Genomic DNA, 18,029 nt, shown 5'->3' on the forward strand with positions numbered 1-18,029 from the left:
GAGCCATGACCCTCGCCGACCGCTACCCCCTCCTCTACGCCCCCGCCCGCTGGGAGTGGGGCGGCCTCGACGTCCAATTCTCCACCGACCTCCCACCCGACGAGCTCGTGACGAATATTCACGTCGTCTGCTTCGTCGGCGACCGCGTACTTCTCTGCCGCGACGATCGCGACATCTGGATCCTCCCCGGCGGCACCCGCGAAGCCGGAGAATCCGTCGAATCCTGCGTGATTCGCGAGCTGGCCGAGGAGGCCGGTGCCGAATTGGCAGGCCCCCTGCGCCCTTTCGGCGCCCACTACGCAACCACCGACCGCCCCACCCCCTACCGCCCTTGGCAGCCCCATCCCCATAAGGCATGGCTCTGGTGCACAGCCGACGTCCATCTGACGGGCACCCCCACGAATCCCGATGACGCCGAACACATCCTCGAAGTAGCCCTCTTCCCTCTCCCCGAAGCCCTCTCCCGAGCCGAGTCCGACGGCCCCCACCTCCCCGACCTCCTCACCCTCGCCGCCTCCCTCCACTAACCCGACGACCATGCAATCCAGCAGCCACCTTCTCGACGTTTACCTGCCGAATTGCATGCTCGTCGGGAATGGGGGCACCGGCGGCGCGGAGGGCGGCGGCTGCGCGGGTGAGGATGGTGCGGGGGTGGGTGTGGAGGTGGGTGGAGGAGACTCGGATTATGGTCCAGCCGAGGGCGGTCAGGCGGGCCAGGCGGTCGATGTCGTGGGCGTACTGGCGCTTGTCGGTCCAATGCTGGGCACCGTCGTACTCGACTGCCACCTTCCATTCGGGCCAACCCATGTCCAGCCGGGCTACGAAGCGTCCGTCCTCGTCGTATACCTCGATCTGGGTGGTGGGTCGCGGAAACCCGGCTGCCAGCAAGAGAAGTCGCGTTCTGGTCTCCTGGGGTGATTCGGCCCCGGCATCGACGTAGCCGATTACCTCTCGCAGCCTGGCGTTCCCGCGGGCGCGCGGATGATCGAGACAGATATCGAGAATTCGACCAGGTACGAGTCCCGTCACATGACAGAGCGAATCCAGCACCGCCACAGCCTTTTCGAAACGCAGCCGACGACCGAGGTCGTATCCGGTCCGCTCGGCGGAGGTTACGCGCACACCGTCGATCGATACGACCTCCTGCGGCAGCAGCTCATACTGCCTGGCAACAACTCCAACCGGGGCGCGAGTGATGTTGGGTCCCGACAACTCGGCGGGTTCTTCGGCGAACCACTTCACCCCATGCATGACGAGCGCCGAAAACCCCACCAGCACAGCCTTATCCCCGCCCCAGAACGCCGCGGCCAGCATTCGCCCCCGCGCATCCAACTCGACCCCCTTCGGCATATAGATGCCCGGATGCACCAGCCGGTAGTCCTTATCCAGCGCATGCCGGGTGACGATCCCCTCCCGCAGCGCATGCTCTCGCCGAATCAGCCCCTCAACCCCCATCCCCGAATTCTCCCGCCCGCCTCCCTACGCCACCCGCGACTCCCCAACTTCGCACCCCCTTCCCACGAGCATGCAATCCGGCAGGAGTCTTCTCGATGTTTACCTGCTGGATTGCATGCTCGTGAGGCTCGGGCGGCTTGCTGGCGGGTGGTCAGATGGTTTCGGGGCGTAGGCCTATGCCGCCGAGGTAGGCGGTGAGGGCGGAGAGGAGGGGGAAGCGGTCGATTAGGCGTAGGGGGGTGGGGACGGTGGTCAGGGTGGCGGACAGGGCGGGTTCTAGGAGCATGGCGTGTTCGGAGAGTTGGGATTTTTGGGTGAAGGCGGTGGGGAGGTGGCGGCGGCGTTGGACTTTCGCGAGATCGGAGTCCGTCAGGGTGCCGGTGCGGAGGGGTTCGGCTAGGAGGCGGGCGGCGGCTACCGCGTCTTGGATGGCGAGGTTGACGCCGACGCCGCCTACCGGGGACATGGTGTGGGCGGCGTCGCCGAGGCAGAGCAGGCCGGGGCGGTGCCAGGTGGGGAGGCGGCCCATGGTGACGTTCAGGAGTTTGACGTCGTCCCAGGAAGTGATCGTGGCGAGGAGGTCGGGGGACCAGCCGAAGAGTTGGGCCAGTTCGTTTCGTAGCCAGGGGATTCCCTTGGCGCGTAGGCGGGCGTCGGCGCCCTTTGGGATGAGGTAGGAGGTTTGGTAGTAGTCGCCGCGGTCCATGGTGACGGCGGCGCGACCGTTGGCGAATCGGGCGAAGACCTGGGAATCGTGGTGAGCGCCCGCCTCGGCAGGGATGCGCAGCCACCAGACGTCCATGGGGACCTCGAACATGCGCTGATGGAGTCCGGCCGCCGCGCGGGCGGCGGAATCGCGGCCGTCGCAGGCCAGGACGAGATCGGTGGCGAGGGTTTCGACGGTGCCGTCCGGATTTCGCAGTTCGACGCCGGTGACGCGGCCGGATTCGGTGCGCAGGCCGGTGAATTCGGTCGCCATGCGCAGGGTGAAGGTCGGTTCGGCGGACGCCGCGGCGGCGAGCAGGTCGAGGAAGTCCCACTGCGGGACCATGGCGATGTAGCGGTGCGGGCCGGGGATGCGGCTGAAATCGGCTGCCACGACGGTGCGGTCGGCGACATGCATGCGCATCCGCTCGAGCTTGCGGTGCGGGAGCCGGGCGAACCGCTCCCCCAGGCCGAGCCGGTCCAGCAGGCGCAGCGTCGAGGGATGGACGGTGTCGCCGCGGAAGTCGCGCAGGAAGTCCTTGTGCTTCTCGAGCACCGTGACCTTGACCCCGGCGCGGGCGAGCAGCAGCCCGGCCATCATGCCCGCCGGTCCGCCGCCGACCACACAGCACTGCGTGAATTCCATTGCGCCCACTCCATTCCCACCGTCCGGATTGACTACTACAATAAGTAGTAATCAATCCGGACGGTTCTGCGCAAGGGGAATCGACTACGGGCAGAGAGCGTCGCTCAGCAGGGCGAGCCAGTTGGGTTCCTTCGACGAGGAGTCGTTCATGGCGATGGTTACCCCCCCGGGAGTCTCGGGTCGCACCGGAGATGGTGATGTAACCGGTGATTTCTCCGGAGTGGCCGAAGAACTCTGTGCCGCAGGAGAGTTGGGCCGCGCCGATGCCGAGACCGTAGTCGAGTCCTGTGCCGTCCGCGCGGGGCTGTGTCGCGAGCATGTCGCGTAACTGTGCGTCGGCGAGGATCTTTCCGGCGAGGAGGGTCAGGTAGAAATTGTTGAGATCGTTGCCGGTGGAGATGAGGCCGCCCGCGGACCAGGCGATCGATGGCTCGGAGCGGGTGACGTCGGTGGGTGCGCCGTCTACCGTCATATAGCCCTGCAGGTGCGGGCCCCGGAATCCGGTCTCGCCCGGGCCGGGGAGGTAGGTGTCGGTGAGGTGATTCGGGGTGGTGATTCGGCCGGTCAGTTCGTCGGAATAGGTTCTGCCGGTGACCTTCTCGACCAGCATTCCGGCGACTATGAAGTTGGTGTTGGTGTACTTGAACCGCTGCCCCGGCGCGAACTGGGCGGGCTTGCGGAGTGCGAGGGCGATCTCCTGGGCCGGGGTGAAGGTGCGGCCGTTCGCGACGGCTTGGACCTCGTCGACCTCGGGTTCGTTCGACATTTCGGGTAGTCCGCTGCGGTGTTCGAGAATCTGGCGCACCGTGATTGCCCGGCCGTCCACGCCATCGCCGGTCAGCAACCCCGGCAGATAAGTGTCGACAGATTCATCGAGTCGGATCTTCCCCTCCGAGACCAGTTGCATAATGATCGTCGCCGCAAAGGTTTTGGAGATACTGCCGACCCGAACCTGCTGCGGCGGGGCCATGGGAATCGGTGTCCCCTTCGCGCGGTCGGCAACCCCGGCCGTCAGCGTCACCGTCTGCCCATTCTCGGTGAGAGTGGCGACCACACCGGGCATCCCGTCTCGCACCATCCCATCGATATCGGCCCGAACCTTGTCAACCCGCTTGGCCGACACCGCCATTGGCGTCGTCGACACCGTCCGCGGCCCCTCCGTCGACACGCTCGCACACCCCGCCGCGCCCAGAAGCGCCAGCACTGTCACCGTCGGCACGATTCGCATATCTAGACGGTAGGGACGGCCACTGCCCCGGACATCCGGACAACCCCTGAGACCGTCCCTGAGAATCCACCCGGATATCACCGCCGGTGCTTATGGCCCGTCACTATTGATCTCTTGAAGCCGCGGCACGTATCCGTCTGGCCACCGAGTACCAGCATCGACCTTCGCGTCCCCAACATCGGTCCGCGTCAGTTTCGCATCGAACACGCGCAACTCGGTCGCACTGGCCATGTGCGGCTTCATATCGGCCCCGGCGGTGGCCACGGTGCCAGGCGTGGCCGCGAAGTGAGCATCTCGCAGATCAGCGCTGTGGAGCATGGCGTCCGTCAGATCGGCACCCATGAAGTGTGCTCCCTGAAGGTCCGCGAACGGTAGCTGGGTGTCGACCATTGTTGCGCCGGAGAAGTCGGCGTCCTTCAGATGCGCGGAGCTGAGCAATGCCTGTGTCAAATCCGCATCGCACAACGAGGCAAAGGGCAGCATTGCCTCGGATAGCTCCGCGTGGTTGAGGTTCGCCTTGTCGAGTTGCGCCCGCGTGAGATTCGCGCCGGTAAGGTTGGTCCGCTGCAAATTTGCATGGGACAGGTCGGCTTTCGACAGACACGCGTGCCTCAGGTCGATGGATTCCGGGCCGCCTGCGGTGCGTCGCCCGATCACGGTCAGCACCGATTGGATGTCGACCGGAAGGTCGGGGCCGTCGACCTTGCCGCAGTCCGCATTGTCCGGAGAATGGGTCCGGACGAAGGCGCTGAGCACCTCGAAGATCGACGCTCGATCCTGCGGCGAATCTTTCGTCAGGCGCTCCAGTGAATAGATGCCGCCCAGCCGGATGTCCAGTCCTGGATTACCCAGTTGCTCAACGGCCTTCGAGAAGCGTTCGGTGAGGGCGGTCTGCCTGGCGAGGCTGTACTGGTCATTGGTGGCGTGCAGTGATTGGCTTGTGAACCACAGTGCAGTGACAGCCGCGATGGTCGTGGTGATCGACGCCAGCCTGGTCCAGCCTCCCCAGCTGACCCAGGCGTGTGTGATTCGGCGCAGTCGCGTGCGACTCGTATTCGGTTGACGTAGCGATGTGATTCGATTCGGCCGACGCCGCGCGCCAACCGCCCCCCGGTTTGCTTTCACGCGATGATGATCCACCAAAAGTGTTGTGACGCCGAGTGATTTATTGGCCTTCGGCCGGGCGCACTCCGGTGATCGGTTGGGCGGTGGCCTTGGCGATGCGTGGGAGTTCGGCGGTGATTTCTGCGGTCGGCACGCGGGCGCCGTCGAACATGGAGACGACCAGGTCGGTCTTGTCGATGTCCCAGGTTCCGGCGATGCGGCCGCCGACCAGAACCAGGGGCGAGATCCACCCGGCGGTGCGGCTGACCTTGGCGCGGTGGTCGGCGGGGAGGAGGATCGGGTCGGCGGTGCCTGGGCCGAGGACGTACTGATCGAATTGGCCGAGCAGATGAACCTCGGAATTGGGCTTGGTGGCGGCCAATTCGTCGAGGTGTTCGGTGAGGAAATAGCCGGTTCGGCCTTCCACCTCGATTTCGGTGAGCTCCGAACTCAATTCGGAGAACCAGCGGCGCACAGTCGGTTTGCTGAGGAAACCGCGGGTCAGCCAGTTGTTGAAGGTCTCCGGTGTGGAGGGGCCGTATGCGCCGAGGTAGGCGCGGATCACGAGCGGGGCGGCGAGGTCAGGGTCCGGGATGCCCTGCCAATCGGGGATCAGGTGGGCGGGGTTGCCGAATGTGACTGCGGTGCCGCGGCTCTCGCCGTAGCAGAGGGCACCTTGCCAGGCCAGCGGCTTGAGCATGGAACCCCACCCGGAACGCAGATGTGTCTCCAACGGCTGAAAGCGCGGTTCGGAGACCAACTCCCCCACCAGTTCATCCCGCGTCAGCACCCGACCGTCGAGAATTTCCCCGACCGCCTTCACCAGTGCGGCCACATCCTCCGGCGTCGCCCCGGAAGCCTTGGTCCACGCCGGTTTCTCCCACGTCCGCGCCGACCCCATCAGCGACAGCGCCGCCGCCCCCAACTCCGGCGGCAGCGCATGCAGCGTCCCCCGCATGGCCCACGTCTTGATCAACGCACCCGTACCCAGCGCCTCGACCACCGCCCCGGGCTTCCCCACCGAACGCCGTAGCGCCACAGCGGTTTCCGCCGCCGAGGTCACCTGCGCCTGCACCCCACACAACCGCTCGGCGACACCAACGGCATCCAACCTGGTCCGCGGATCCACGAACTGCCGCCGCACCCGCCAGCCGAACACCTGATCCCACGAAACCCGCACCACGCCTCCTGCCCTTGCAATAACCGCTGGCCACAGCCTACGGCCGAGCCCCGACACCGCCCCGGTCAGCCCGCGAGGAGCTCCCGCAGGTCGCCGAGGTCACCTGCACTCCGCACAATCGCTCGGCGATAGCGGACGGCATCCGACCCCCTCCACCCGTGGTGGTCAGGATGCGGTCGCCTATAGGCCCTGAATACGGCTGGACGGGCTCGGACTGCGCCGCACCCTGCGTGGCGCAGTCCGAGCCAGCCGCCAGCCAAGCCGTGCGTCGAGCGAATCCCTGGACTGGGCAGCGGAACCGACGGGAACCGTCGTTTGGAGCTGGTTCGTGCAGGAATTGGCCCGCGCGCGGCAAACCCTCAGAGGCGTTCGATGAGGGTGGCGTTGGCGAGGCCGCCTGCCTCGCACATGGTCATGAGGCCGTAGCGGCCGCCGGTTTGTTCGAGGTGGTTGAGCATGGTCGTGAGGATGCGGGTGCCGGAGGCGCCGAGGGGGTGGCCGAGGGCGATCGCGCCGCCGCGGGGGTTGAGTTTGGCGGGGTCGGCGCCGAGTTCGTGGGCCCAGACCAGGGGCACGGGGGCGAAGGCCTCGTTCACCTCGTAGACGTCGATGTCGTTGATGGACAGTCCCGCCCGGGCCAGGACCTTGCGGGTGGCGGGGATGACCGCGGTCAGCATGAGCAGCGGGTCGTCGCCGGTGACCGCGAAGGAGTGGAAGTGGGCGCGGGGCTTCAGGCCGAGTTGGGAGGCCTTCTCCTCACTCATGATCAGGGCCGCGGACGCACCGTCGGTCAGCGGGGAGGAGTTGCCCGGGGTGATGGACCATTCGATTTCCGGGAACCGGGCCTTGAATTCGGCATCCACGAACGCGGGCTTCAGTCCGGCCAGCCCCTCGACGGTGGTGCTGGGGCGAATCGTCTCATCGGCGGTCAGGGTGCCCGCGGCGACGAGTTCGTTGTCGAAGCCGCCGGATGCGGCCGTGGCGGCGGCCAATTGGTGCGAGCGGGCCGCGAATTCGTCCAGGGCCGCGCGGTCGAACTTCCACCGCGCCGCGATCACCTCGGCCGAAATGCCCTGCTGCACAAGCCCGTCCGGGTACCGGTGCGCGATCGGCCCACGATTGGCGTCCTTGCCCTGAGCGTTGGAGAACATCGGCACCCGTGACATGGACTCCACACCGCACGCGATGGCGATGTCGTAGGCCCCGGCGATCACGCCCTGCGCGGCGAAATGCGCGGCCTGCTGTGAGGATCCGCACTGTCGATCCACGGTCGTGGCGGGTACCGCCTCCGGAAATCCGGCCGCCAGCACCGCCGTGCGCGAGATATTGAACGCCTGCTCGCCGCTCTGCGTGACGCAACCGCCGATCACATCATCGACGAGCGCGGGATCGATTCCGGTCCGCTCGATCAGGCTCCCCAGCACGCCCGAGAGCAGTGTCGCCGGATGGACTTCCGACAGGCCGCCACCGATTTTCCCCTTTCCGGAGGGGGTGCGGACGGCGTCGACGATGACGGCGGAGGTCATGACTTCTCCTTGTTCCCACTGGACAAGCCGGATGTGAATTCCGGTTAACATATGCACTGTACCGCACCGCCGGGCGCGCCAACAGCCACGCGGTTTTTCGCCTCCCGGACGGCGTGATTGGGTTGCTAGCCTTTAACTGTGACTTCGACACGCAAGCGCGACCCCGAACCCTTCTGGGACCTCGACATGCGGTTGTCCGCGGTGCTGTCGGCCTTGGCGGGATTCATCGGCGCGGCCGCGTACACCCATTCCGCGGGCTACTTCGTCACCTTCATGACCGGCAATACCGAACGCGCGGTCCTGGGCAATTTCTCCGGCGATCACGTTCTCGCCGCCGGTGCGGCAGCCATCATTGTTTGCTTCGTGGCCGGGGTCTTCGTGGCCTCGATCTGCCGCCGCCACTGGTGGACCAACCATCCGCACGGCGCGACCATGCTCACCACGGGCGCGCTGCTGGCCGCCGCCGTGGTCGACACCTTCATGGACGAGCGCGGAATCGGCCTGGCCCCGATCCTTTTCGTGGCCTTCGGCATGGGCGCGCTGAACACCTCGTTCGTGAAGAACGGCGAGGTGTCCATCCCGGTCAGTTACGTGACCGGCACACTGGTGAAATTCGCGCAGGGCCTGGAACGGCACATTGCCGGTGACGGCGATGCCCGCAACTGGCTCGGCTATGCGACGCAATATTTTTCGTTCGCGCTCGGCGCGCTCATCGGCGGTCTCGTATCCCTGGTGATCGACGGCTATTACATGCTCAACGCGGCCTTCCTCGGCTCGCTGATCGTGGCCACCTACACCTGGCGCGCCGATATTCGCTGGGTGCGGCGGAATATGCGAATCTCCGCCGACGAGGACTGAGATATGTCACAGCCGCGCAACACATAGCTAATTGAGCGAAATTCGTCCTATCTGGTCATATTCTGACGACCATGACAACCAGCAAAGAGGGAGTTTACGAGGGGCCGGTCCAAGCACTGGCCCGCAGTGCGTGGCAGTCGATCCTGGTCACCGGTCTGCTCTCGGTGGTGCTGGGCATCCTGGTGCTGGTGTGGCCCGGACCCACCCTGGTCGTCGCCGGTGTCCTGTTCGGCATCTACCTGGTCGTGTCGGGTCTGTTCCAGCTGATCGCGGCCTTCGGTCTGCACATCAGCACCTGGATGCGGGTGCTGTCGTTCATTACCGCGATCCTGTCCTTCATTCTGGGTTTCTTCTGCTTCCGCAATGAGTTCCAGGCCATCGGCCTGTTGGCCCTGTGGATCGGCATCACCTGGATCTTCCGCGGCACCGCGACCCTGGTGGCCGCGATGTCCGATCTCGCGCTGCCGGGCCGGGGTTGGCAGGTCCTGTTCGGTGTGCTGCTCATCGTCGGCGGCGGTCTGCTGATCGTGGAGCCCTTCCGCTCCATCACCGCGCTGGTCCTGGTGGTCGGCTGCTGGCTGATCGCCATCGGCCTGTTCGAGGTGATCACGGCCTTCCAGGTGAAGAGTCGCGCCAAGGATGTGCCCGCGGGCCTCTGACCCAGCACCGTACGGCGGTCGCCCTACCCGGGCGGCCGCCGTTTCCTATTGTGCGACAGTCTCTTTCAGCGTAACCGCTTAGGCCGCTTGTCCATCAGCCGCAGGATCAACGGCGTGAAGATCAACTGCATGGCCAGGTCCATCTTCCCGCCCGGCACCACAATGCTGTTGGGCCGCGACATGAACGAATCGTGCAGCATGGACAGCAGATACGGGAAGTCGATGACCTTCGGATCCGCGAAGCGGATCACCACGAAACTCTCGTCGGCGGTCGGAATGGTCCGGGCGGTAAAGGGATTGGACGTATCCACCGTCGGCACCCGCTGGAAATTCACATAGGTCCGAGAGAACTGCGGGCAGATGTGCTTCACATAGTCGGGCATGCGCCGCAGAATCGTATCGATGATCGCCTCGCTGGAGTACCCGCGTTCGGTCTTGTCGCGGTGGACCTTCTGAATCCACTCCAGATTGATGATCGGCACCACGCCCACCAGTAGATCGGCATACCGGGCCACATCGATGTCCTCGTGCACCGCCGCACCGTGCAGCCCCTCGTAGAACAGTAGATCGCTGCCCGGCGCGAGCTCCTCCCACGGCGTGAACGTGCCCGCGGGCTGCCCGAACGGTTTGGCCTCGTCGTCATCGTGCAGATAACGCCGCACCGCGCCCACGCCCGTCTCCCCGTACTCGCGGAACAGCGTCTCCAACTCGCCGAGCAGATTCGCCTCCGGCCCGAAATGCGAGAAGGTGAGATTGCGCTGCTGTTCGGCTTCGACCATGGCCAGTTTCATCTCGTTGCGATCGAAGCGGTGGAACGAATCCCCTTCCACAATGGCCGCATTGATTCCCTCGCGGCGGAAGATCTCCTGGAAGGTTCGCGTGACGCTGGTCGTCCCCGCACCGGACGACCCGGTGATCGCGACCACGGGATGTTTGACCGACATGGCACCTCCTCGATTGCCGGACACTCAGTGGCGGGACGACCGGAACAGCGAGCGCGAGCCGAACAGGGAGGCATCGAAACTCGGCCCCTCCTCCGGCTCGCGGTGATACCGCTCGATCCGCTCGACCTCATTGCGGGACCCGAAGATGAACGGGATCCGCTGATGCAGCTCCTCGGGCACCACGTCCAGCACCCGCTCGTGCCCGGTGGTGGCCGCACCCCCGGCCTGCTCGACGATGAACGCGATCGGATTGGCCCCGTACAGCAACGACACCCGGCCCGGGCGATCCGGATTCCGGGTGTCGCGCGGGTACATGTACAGCCCGCCGCGAGTGAGGATGTGGAAGGTGTCGGCCACCAGCGAGGCGACCCAGCGCATATTGAAATCCCGCCCGCGCGGCCCGTCCACGCCCTCGAGGCACTCGTGGACATAGCGCCGCACCGGCCGCTCCCAGAACCGCTCATTGGCGGCATTGATGGCGAAACCCGAAGTGTCGTCCGGGATTCGCATGCGCGGATGGGTGAGCACGAACGCGCCGACCTCGCGATCGAGGGTGAACCCGTCCACGCCATCGCCGACGGTCAGCACCAGCATGGTGGCGGGCCCGTACAGCGTGAAGCCCGCGCACACCTGCCGCACGCCCGGTTGGAGGAAGTCCTCCCCGGTGGCTTCGCGCCCGTCCTCCGGGGCCCGCAACACACTGAAAATCGTTCCGACGGGCAGATTCACATCGATATTGCTGGACCCGTCGAGCGGATCGAAGGCCAGCAGATACTTCCCGCGCCGATATTCACTGGGCACCGGATGGCATTCGCGCATCTGCTCGGAGACCAGCGCCGAGAGCGGCCCGGTCCACTGCGATTCGGCCACCATGATGTCATTGGCGATGGCATCCATCTTGCGGTGCACGGTGACCGGCAGATTCTCGGCATCGGAAGCGCCCAGGGAGCCGACGATCGCTCCCCGGGTCACTTGATTGCCGATGATTTTGGTCGCGGTGGCGACCACGTTCAGCAGCGCCGAGAACTCACCGGAGGAGCCGGGATGCCGGTGCTCGGACTCGATGGTGTAGCGGGTGAGGGTCTTCAGTCCTTCGGGCACAATCACTCTCAATCGGTCATGGAGAGGCCCCCTCGTCGGCGGACCCGTTCGAGTCCGCAGAGCCGTTGGGGGCGTCCGCGAACACACTGCTGCCGAGGACATCGCTGTCCGTCAGGGTGATCAGATCCTCACGACCGACCGGTCGGTGCAGTTCGACCAGGCGCTTGGCCTGACGCAACCGACACCGGTCGAGGGCATTGCGCACACTGCGCGCATTGGCGAAGCGCGGCCGCGCCATGCGCAGCGCGAGATAGCGCGAAAACGCCTCGGCGGCAGCGGGATCGAAACGGAAATTCTCCTGGCGCACCATCAGTTCGGCAATGGCCATGAGTTCCTCGTGGGTGTAGTCGGGGAACTCGATATGGTGCGCGACACGGGAGGACAGGCCCGGATTGGCGGAGAAGAACGTCTCCATCCGATCCGGATACCCGGCGAAGATCACCACGAGGCTGGTGCGCTCGTTCTCCATTTCCTGGAGGAGGATTTCGATGACCTCCTGCCCGTAATCGCGCTCGTTCTCGGGGCGGAACAGGTAGTAGGCCTCGTCGATGAACAGCACTCCCCCGGCGGCCTTGGCGAGTGCTTCCTTGGTTTTGGGCGCGGTGTGACCGATGAACTGACCGACCAGATCATCGCGGGTGACGGTGTGCACCTTGGGTTTACGGATATAGCCGAGCGCGTGCAGCATCTCGGCCATGCGCAGCGCGACCGTGGTCTTTCCGGTTCCCGGACCGCCGGTGAAGCTCATATGCATGGTCGGGCGGGTAGCCTGGAGCCCGAAGCGCTGACGGGCGCGATCGATCAACAGCAGGGCCGCGATTTCCCGGACACGCCGTTTGACATTCGCTAGGCCGACTAGTTCGGCGTCCAGACGGGCGAGAGTGTCCTCGACGTCCTTGCCCGCGATATCGGTCGACAGATCCAACAGCGCGTCGTCGGGTAGCGGACCGAGGTGGTCGGCCGCCGAATCCTCCGGTCGGGGAGGACCATCGACGGCCGTACCACGCACCGGTGCGGGGCTCGTGACCCCGGGTCGATGCATCTGGAACCCGCCCGCCGGGCGACCGGCTGCAGGCTGCCGGTCGCCCGGAACCGCGGGGCGTTCCGTGCTCACGATATCCTCCCGTTCCGAAACGCGTTCAGCTGCCATACCTTTCGCCCGGCCGATCGTCGGTGGCGTAGGCGTGGAAGCCGTAACGCTGGCGGCGATCGGAGGATTCGGTGCGATCGAGTCGGAAGCCGGGCTCGTGCTCGGGGCGCTGGACCAGGAAGCTCAAGGCCGTGGTCTGACGCCCGTAGGAGGCGTCGTAGGCGTTGACGCGAATGTAGTGGCGCGGGAACGTGGCCCGGCAGGCATTGATCTCGGCGAGCACGCCGTCGGGTTCATCCAGATCGAACAGCGGCAGACCCCACATCTCCCAGTAGTTGTTGCGCGGGTGCGGGTCGTCGGTGTACTCGATGGACACCGGCCAGTTGTTGAGCAGTGCGTAGCGGACCTGGGCGGCGATTTCGGTGTCGTCGAGGTCGGGCAGGTGCGAGAAGGTGCCCTGGCGCAAATGCATTGGTATTCCCTGTCTTTCGCTCGGGCGGTCAGCGCGTGGCGGTGGGGACGGCGTCGGGGGCGTCGGTGGAGGTGTAGTCGAAGGTGACATCACCCCAGGTCGCGAGCGCGACATCGAGCGGGCGGCAGATCTCGGCGGCCTTGCGCAGTACGTCGGGGCCTTCCTTGAGCAGATCGCGACCCTCATTGCGCGCCTTCACGACCGCCTCGAGCGCGACGCGGTTGGCCTCCGCGCCCGCGGCGATGCCCATGGGATGTCCGATGGTGCCGCCGCCGAATTGCAGGATCACGTCATCGCCGAACAGGTCGAGGAGCTGATGCATCTGCCCGGCGTGAATACCGCCGGAGGCCACCGGCATGACACCGGGCAGGCTGGCCCAATCCTGGTCGAAGAAGATGCCGTTCGCCGGATTCATCGGCACATGACCGTCGCGCAGGGTGTCGTAGAAGCCGCGCACGGTGTGCGGGTCGCCTTCCAGCTTTCCGACGACGGTGCCCGCGTGCACGTGATCGACGCCGATCAATCGGCACCACTTGGCCAGCACCCGGAAACTCACACCGTGGGTCTTCTGCCTCGTATAGGTGGAATGCCCGGCCCGGTGCAGGTGCAGCAACATGCCATTGCGGCGCGCCCACTTGGCCATGGACTGCATGGCCGTGTAGCCGACCGTGAGGTCCATCATGATGATCACGCTGCCCAGCGACTTGGCGAACTCGGCACGCTCGTACATGTCCTCCATGTCGGCGGCGGTGACATTGAGGTAATGGCCCTTCAATTCACCGGTTTCGGCAATCGCGCGGTTCACACCCTCCATGGCGAACAGAAAACGATCACGCCAGCGCATGAACGGCTGCGAGTTGATGTTCTCGTCGTCCTTGGTGAAATCGAGACCGCCCTTGCAGGCCTCGTACACCACGCGACCGTAGTTGCGGGCGGAAAGCCCCAATTTGGGTTTCACGGTCGCGCCGAGCAGCGGGCGGCCGTATTTGTTGAGATATTCGCGCTCCATAACGATTCCGTGCGCAGGACCCTGAAAGGTCTTGACATATGCGACGGGAATCCGCATGTCCTCCAGTCGCAAAGCCTGCAATGGCTTGAAGCCGAAGACATTTCCGATGACCGAGGAGGTGAGATTGGTGATCGAGCCCTCCTCGAACAGATCCAGATCGTAGGCGACATAGGCGAAGTACTCCCCCGGCCGACCCGGCACCTCCTCGACCCGGTAGCACTTGCCCTGGTAGCGGTTGTGCGCGGTGAGCCGGTCGGTCCAGACGACCGTCCATGTCGCGGTGGAGGATTCACCGGCCACCGCGGCCGACGCCTCCACCGGGTCCACGCCTTTCTGGGGCGTCACCCGGAACACCGCCAGCACATCGGTGTCCTTGGGTTGATAGTCGGGCGCGTAGTATCCCATCGACGCATACGACTGGACACCCGGATCCCACCGGCTGCGCTGATCATCGTCAGATCCGGCCATCATTCCTCCTGCGAACCGGGTTGGACCACTTGCGATTCCCAGGATGACGGGGCCGTTAACGACAAACAATTCGATTGTTTCTGTTCTCGCTCAACCTTTTCGTCGGGTTTTGCTACCGTTGAGTATGGGTACGGTGAGCGCGGTGCGCATGGAAACCTTTCTCGCCGTTGCCAAGCACTCCAGCATTCGCCGTGCCGCCGCGCAGTTGCACATCACCGAGGCCGCGGCGTCGGCGGCGGTGGCACACATCGAGAAACAACTCGGGGCCAAACTCGTCGCCAAATCCGGGCGGGGTATCGCACTCACCGAGGCGGGGCGGGTGTATGCCGACTACTGCCGCAGCATCCTCGGATTGATGAAGGAGGCGCATGCGGCGGTGCGGGAGGCGGAGACCGGTCGGTTGCGTATCGGGGTGGTGGCGACGGCGGGCGAGTACGTGCTGCTGCGGCTGCTGGCCTCGTTCCGGCAGCGGTTTCCCGATATCGAGCTCGGGCTCTCGATCCAGCCGCGGGATGTGCTGTATCTCGAATTGACCCATCACGAAACCGATCTCGTGGTGGCGGGGCGGCCGCCGCGCGATACCGGGCTGGTCACCCGGGCGCGCCGACCCTGCCAGCTGGTCGTGGTGGGTGCGCCCAAGGCGTGGCCGGACCCGTGCGAGGCCACCTGGCTGCTGCGCGGCAAGGGCTCGGGCACCCGCGACACCACCCTCGCGCTCTTCGATCGGCTCCAAATCCGGCCTCCCACACTGACTCTCGGCACCCACGGCGCGGCCTTGGCCGCGGCCCGGGAGGGGCTCGGCATTACGCTGATCCACTCCGACGCCATTGCCGCCGACCTCGCGGCCGGGCATCTGGAGGTGCTGACCGTCGAGGGCACGCCCCTCAACCGTCCCTGGCACGTCGTCACCACCCGCACCCCGACGCCTGCCGCGCGCCTGTTTCTGTCCCACATCACCGACCCCGATCGTGTCGGAAATGTCGCATTTCGGGGGGTCTGAAACAGAACAAGATCATCTTCAGGCACACTTGACCAGTGCCATTCGACCCCGAGCGAATCCAGCAGGAAGTCATGCTGTGGGTCGACCGCCTCCACCGGGTCGCGCCCCACCCAGCCGCCCAGGTCCCGACCATGATCGCCGACGAAATGGGCCACCTGGACTTCGCGGAACCCTTCTTCCGCGTCACCCCCGAACGCCTGACCTTCGAGGCGTGGGAGCGCAATAAGCAGATCCTCAATTGGCCCACCACCTCGCCCGCCGAGCTGGCCTACTGGATCGTCGACCACCTGGCGAAACAAATCGCCCTGGACACCGTCCACCGCCACAAATCCCGCCCACCCACCCTCGACGCGCGCCGCATCTGGTTCCCCGAATGGCACCGGCTGGTCCACGCCGTCCACCCCGACTGGGGCACCCGCACACTCAGCAATATCAACGGCATCCTCGCCGAATACCCCTTCCACTGACTTGACCTTGCCCCCGAGGGCAAGGTTTACCGTCTGGGCGTGAGGATTGGACAGGTCGCCCAACTGGCCGGGGTCACCCCGAAGGCGATTCGCCGCTACGAGGCCATGGGCCTGGTCGCGCCCGAGCGTTCGGGCAACAACTATCGCGAGTACTCCGACGCCGATGTCCGCCTGATCCGCGAGATCAGGACGCTGAGCCGCCTCGGGATACCGGTCGAGGAAACCCGGCCGTTCCTCGACTGCCTGGCCACGGGGAGCGATCACGTCGACGACTGCCCGGCCGCGCTGGCGGAGTACCAGCGGGCAATCGACGAAATCGACTCCCGCATAGCGGCTTTGACCGAACGGCGACAAGCCCTCACCACTCGCCTCCGCGAAGCCGCCTACCGGAACAGTCGAGTCGCCACCCCGCCCGCAGAGCTGATGACATTGCCACCGGACCTACCGATCCCGGTCGACGACGGCGCGGCCGCGCACCTCCCCGGTATGCCCATGCCGCCGCTTCGCCTGCGATCAACCACGGGTGCCATGGTCGATCTCGGTGCGCTACCCGCAGGCCGCACGGTCGTTTACCTCTACCCGTTGACCGGCCGCCCCGACGCCGACATCCCCACCGGCTGGAACGAGATCCCCGGCGCTCGCGGCTGCACCCCCGAAGCCTGCGGTTTCCGCGACCACCACACCGAGCTCCTGGCAGCCGGTGCCGCGGCGGTCTTTGGCCTGTCCTCCCAGGAGACCGCCTACCAGCAGGAGGTCGTCGAGCGACTCCGCCTCCCCTTCGCGATGCTCTCTGATCCGGATCGGACCCTGGCGGCCGCCCTCACACTCCCGACGTTCGAGGCAGTCGGTGAGACCCTCTACAAACGCTTGACCCTGATCGTGCGCGACGGAGTGATCGAGCACGTCTTCTATCCCGTGTTCCCGCCCGATCGCCACGCCCATCAAGTACTGGAGTGGTTGCGCCGCTTTCCCGTGACCCTGCCGTAGCTAACCGGTGGCTACCATGGGTCGGCGTGTCTTCTTACGCTCGTCGGCGAACAGGAGATCTCATGCGAGGCACTGTTTTACATGCCCCCTTCGATATTCGCTTCGAGGAACGGCCCGATCCACGGATCGAGGCGCCGACCGATGCGATCATTCGCACCGTGGCGACCTGCGTGTGCGGGTCCGACCTGTGGAACTACCGCGGGATCAATCCGGTGACCGAGCCCCGGCCGATCGGGCACGAGTACGTCGGGATCGTCGAGGAGGTCGGGGCGGCGGTCACCTCGCTGCGGGCCGGGCAGTTCGTGGTGGGCGGGTTCGCGTACAGCGACAACACCTGCCCGAACTGTCGACACGGTATCCAATCCGCTTGTCTGCACGGCGGATTCATGAGCACCTGTCAGGCCGAGCTGATTCGGATTCCCCAGGCGGGCGGCACACTGGTCGGGCTGCCCGAGCAGCCGGACGCCGGGCTGGTGCCCAGCCTGCTGACCCTGTCGGATGTCATGGGAACCGGGTGGTATGCGGCGGTGGCCGCGGAGGTGCGGGCGGGGTCGACGGTGGCCGTGGTGGGTGACGGCGCGGTCGGGCTGTGCGGGGTGCTGGCCGCGAAAGAGCTAGGGGCCGAACGGATTATCGCCATGAGTCGGCATGAGAACCGGCAGAAGCTGGCGCTCGATTTCGGGGCCACCGATATCGTGACCGACCGCGGTGACGAGGGCGTCGCCCGAATCAAGGAGCTCACCTCCGGAGTCGGAGCGGACGCGGTGCTCGAATGTGTGGGCACGGCCGAATCCATGATCCAGGCCCGCCGCTCCACCCGGGTCGGCGGCACCGTCGGATTCGTCGGCGTTCCGCACGGGGTGGAGATCTCCGGCGACGAACTGTTCCGTACCCACGTGGGTTTGCGCGGCGGTCCCGCCCCGGTGCGTCGATTCCTCCCCGACCTCATCGGCCGCGTCCTGGACGGAGACATCAACCCCGGCAAGGTCTTCGACCTCACCCTTCCGCTGGAACGTGTCGCGGAGGGCTACGCGGCCATGGATGAACGCCGCGCGATCAAAACTCTTCTGATGCCCTAGTCGAAATTTTCGCGCCCGTGTCGATCCGTCGTGACCTCCGTTCGACCTTGT

Annotated in this window: 17 protein-coding genes and 1 pseudogene; 7 read left to right on the top strand and 11 right to left on the bottom strand. The window is 65.7% G+C overall.

Translation table 11 applies throughout. From position 1 onward, the window contains the following. The first annotated feature begins 5 nt into the window (after positions 1 to 5). Positions 6 to 527: an NUDIX hydrolase gene (locus tag VMT40_RS23350; protein ID WP_326360786.1), complete on the top strand. Its 522-nt coding sequence runs from the start codon at positions 6 to 8 to the stop codon at positions 525 to 527. On the opposite strand, the gene VMT40_RS23355 is transcribed toward VMT40_RS23350, so the two are convergent. The 6 genes and pseudogenes from VMT40_RS23355 to VMT40_RS23375 all read right to left on the bottom strand — a co-directional run bounded on the left by VMT40_RS23355 (position 502) and on the right by VMT40_RS23375 (position 7,844). Then, complete coding sequence (locus VMT40_RS23355) at positions 502 to 1,455, bottom strand: endonuclease domain-containing protein (protein ID WP_326360787.1); 954 nt, start codon at positions 1,453 to 1,455, stop codon at positions 502 to 504. The genes VMT40_RS23350 and VMT40_RS23355 overlap by 26 nt on opposite strands. 151 nt (positions 1,456 to 1,606) lie before the next feature. Then, positions 1,607 to 2,806, bottom strand: a complete 1,200-nt coding sequence (locus VMT40_RS23360) for an FAD-dependent oxidoreductase (protein ID WP_326360788.1) — start codon at positions 2,804 to 2,806, stop codon at positions 1,607 to 1,609. A 250-nt stretch (positions 2,807 to 3,056) separates the two neighbouring features. Next, positions 3,057 to 4,034, bottom strand: a pseudogene (locus tag VMT40_RS39420) (serine hydrolase domain-containing protein); the annotation flags it as partial. Positions 4,035 to 4,124: 90 nt separating this feature from the next. Continuing rightward, on the bottom strand, positions 4,125 to 5,174 hold the full coding sequence (locus VMT40_RS23365; RefSeq protein ID WP_326360789.1) for a pentapeptide repeat-containing protein: 1,050 nt from the start codon (positions 5,172 to 5,174) through the stop codon (positions 4,125 to 4,127). 25 nt (positions 5,175 to 5,199) lie between these two features. Next, entirely contained in the window at positions 5,200 to 6,318 is a 1,119-nt protein-coding gene (locus VMT40_RS23370) for a winged helix DNA-binding domain-containing protein (protein WP_326360790.1), read from the bottom strand. A gap of 359 nt (positions 6,319 to 6,677) precedes the next feature. After that, positions 6,678 to 7,844, bottom strand: coding sequence for a thiolase family protein (locus VMT40_RS23375; protein WP_326360791.1), 1,167 nt, complete (start codon positions 7,842 to 7,844; stop codon positions 6,678 to 6,680). 186 nt (positions 7,845 to 8,030) lie between these two features. Between VMT40_RS23375 and VMT40_RS23380 the strand changes: the two genes are divergently transcribed. Both VMT40_RS23380 and VMT40_RS23385 read left to right on the top strand, forming a co-directional pair. After that, the gene (locus VMT40_RS23380; RefSeq protein WP_326361730.1) at positions 8,031 to 8,702 is read left to right on the top strand and encodes a YoaK family protein; all 672 of its coding nucleotides are present in this window, start codon (positions 8,031 to 8,033) and stop codon (positions 8,700 to 8,702) included. Between the two features lie 71 nt (positions 8,703 to 8,773). Continuing rightward, positions 8,774 to 9,361, top strand: coding sequence for an HdeD family acid-resistance protein (locus VMT40_RS23385; RefSeq protein ID WP_326360792.1), 588 nt, complete (start codon positions 8,774 to 8,776; stop codon positions 9,359 to 9,361). A 65-nt stretch (positions 9,362 to 9,426) separates the two neighbouring features. On the opposite strand, the gene VMT40_RS23390 is transcribed toward VMT40_RS23385, so the two are convergent. The 5 genes from VMT40_RS23390 to VMT40_RS23410 are packed head-to-tail and all read right to left on the bottom strand — an operon-like array spanning position 9,427 to position 14,445. Then, on the bottom strand, positions 9,427 to 10,305 hold the full coding sequence (locus VMT40_RS23390) for a phosphoribulokinase (protein ID WP_326310989.1): 879 nt from the start codon (positions 10,303 to 10,305) through the stop codon (positions 9,427 to 9,429). A 24-nt stretch (positions 10,306 to 10,329) separates the two neighbouring features. Beyond that, positions 10,330 to 11,406, bottom strand: a complete 1,077-nt coding sequence (locus VMT40_RS23395; protein WP_326360794.1) for a class 1 fructose-bisphosphatase — start codon at positions 11,404 to 11,406, stop codon at positions 10,330 to 10,332. 16 nt (positions 11,407 to 11,422) lie between these two features. Then, the gene (locus VMT40_RS23400) at positions 11,423 to 12,520 is read right to left on the bottom strand and encodes an AAA family ATPase (RefSeq protein ID WP_326360795.1); all 1,098 of its coding nucleotides are present in this window, start codon (positions 12,518 to 12,520) and stop codon (positions 11,423 to 11,425) included. A gap of 25 nt (positions 12,521 to 12,545) precedes the next feature. Next, on the bottom strand, positions 12,546 to 12,968 hold the full coding sequence (locus tag VMT40_RS23405; RefSeq protein ID WP_326360796.1) for a ribulose bisphosphate carboxylase small subunit: 423 nt from the start codon (positions 12,966 to 12,968) through the stop codon (positions 12,546 to 12,548). Between the two features lie 28 nt (positions 12,969 to 12,996). Beyond that, positions 12,997 to 14,445 (bottom strand): form I ribulose bisphosphate carboxylase large subunit, encoded by a 1,449-nt coding sequence (locus VMT40_RS23410; protein WP_326310993.1) that lies wholly within the window; start codon positions 14,443 to 14,445, stop codon positions 12,997 to 12,999. Between the two features lie 124 nt (positions 14,446 to 14,569). On the opposite strand from VMT40_RS23410, the gene VMT40_RS23415 reads away from it, so the two are divergent. From VMT40_RS23415 to VMT40_RS23430, 4 genes are all read left to right on the top strand, one after another. Next, positions 14,570 to 15,445, top strand: a complete 876-nt coding sequence (locus VMT40_RS23415; RefSeq protein WP_326360797.1) for a LysR family transcriptional regulator — start codon at positions 14,570 to 14,572, stop codon at positions 15,443 to 15,445. Positions 15,446 to 15,480: 35 nt separating this feature from the next. Then, positions 15,481 to 15,912 carry an Imm63 family immunity protein gene (locus VMT40_RS23420; RefSeq protein ID WP_326360798.1) on the top strand — a complete coding sequence of 144 codons (432 nt, stop codon included), beginning with the start codon at positions 15,481 to 15,483 and terminating at the stop codon, positions 15,910 to 15,912. 39 nt (positions 15,913 to 15,951) lie between these two features. Then, positions 15,952 to 16,899, top strand: coding sequence for a MerR family transcriptional regulator (locus VMT40_RS23425; RefSeq protein ID WP_326360799.1), 948 nt, complete (start codon positions 15,952 to 15,954; stop codon positions 16,897 to 16,899). Between the two features lie 62 nt (positions 16,900 to 16,961). Beyond that, a complete protein-coding gene (locus VMT40_RS23430) occupies positions 16,962 to 17,978 on the top strand; it encodes a zinc-dependent alcohol dehydrogenase family protein (RefSeq protein ID WP_326360801.1) in 1,017 nt (338 codons plus the stop codon). Positions 17,979 to 18,029: the final 51 nt, after the last annotated feature.

The sequence above is a fragment of the Nocardia sp. CDC160 genome, assembly GCF_035818795.1.
Taxonomy (GTDB): Bacteria; Actinomycetota; Actinomycetes; order Mycobacteriales; family Mycobacteriaceae; genus Nocardia.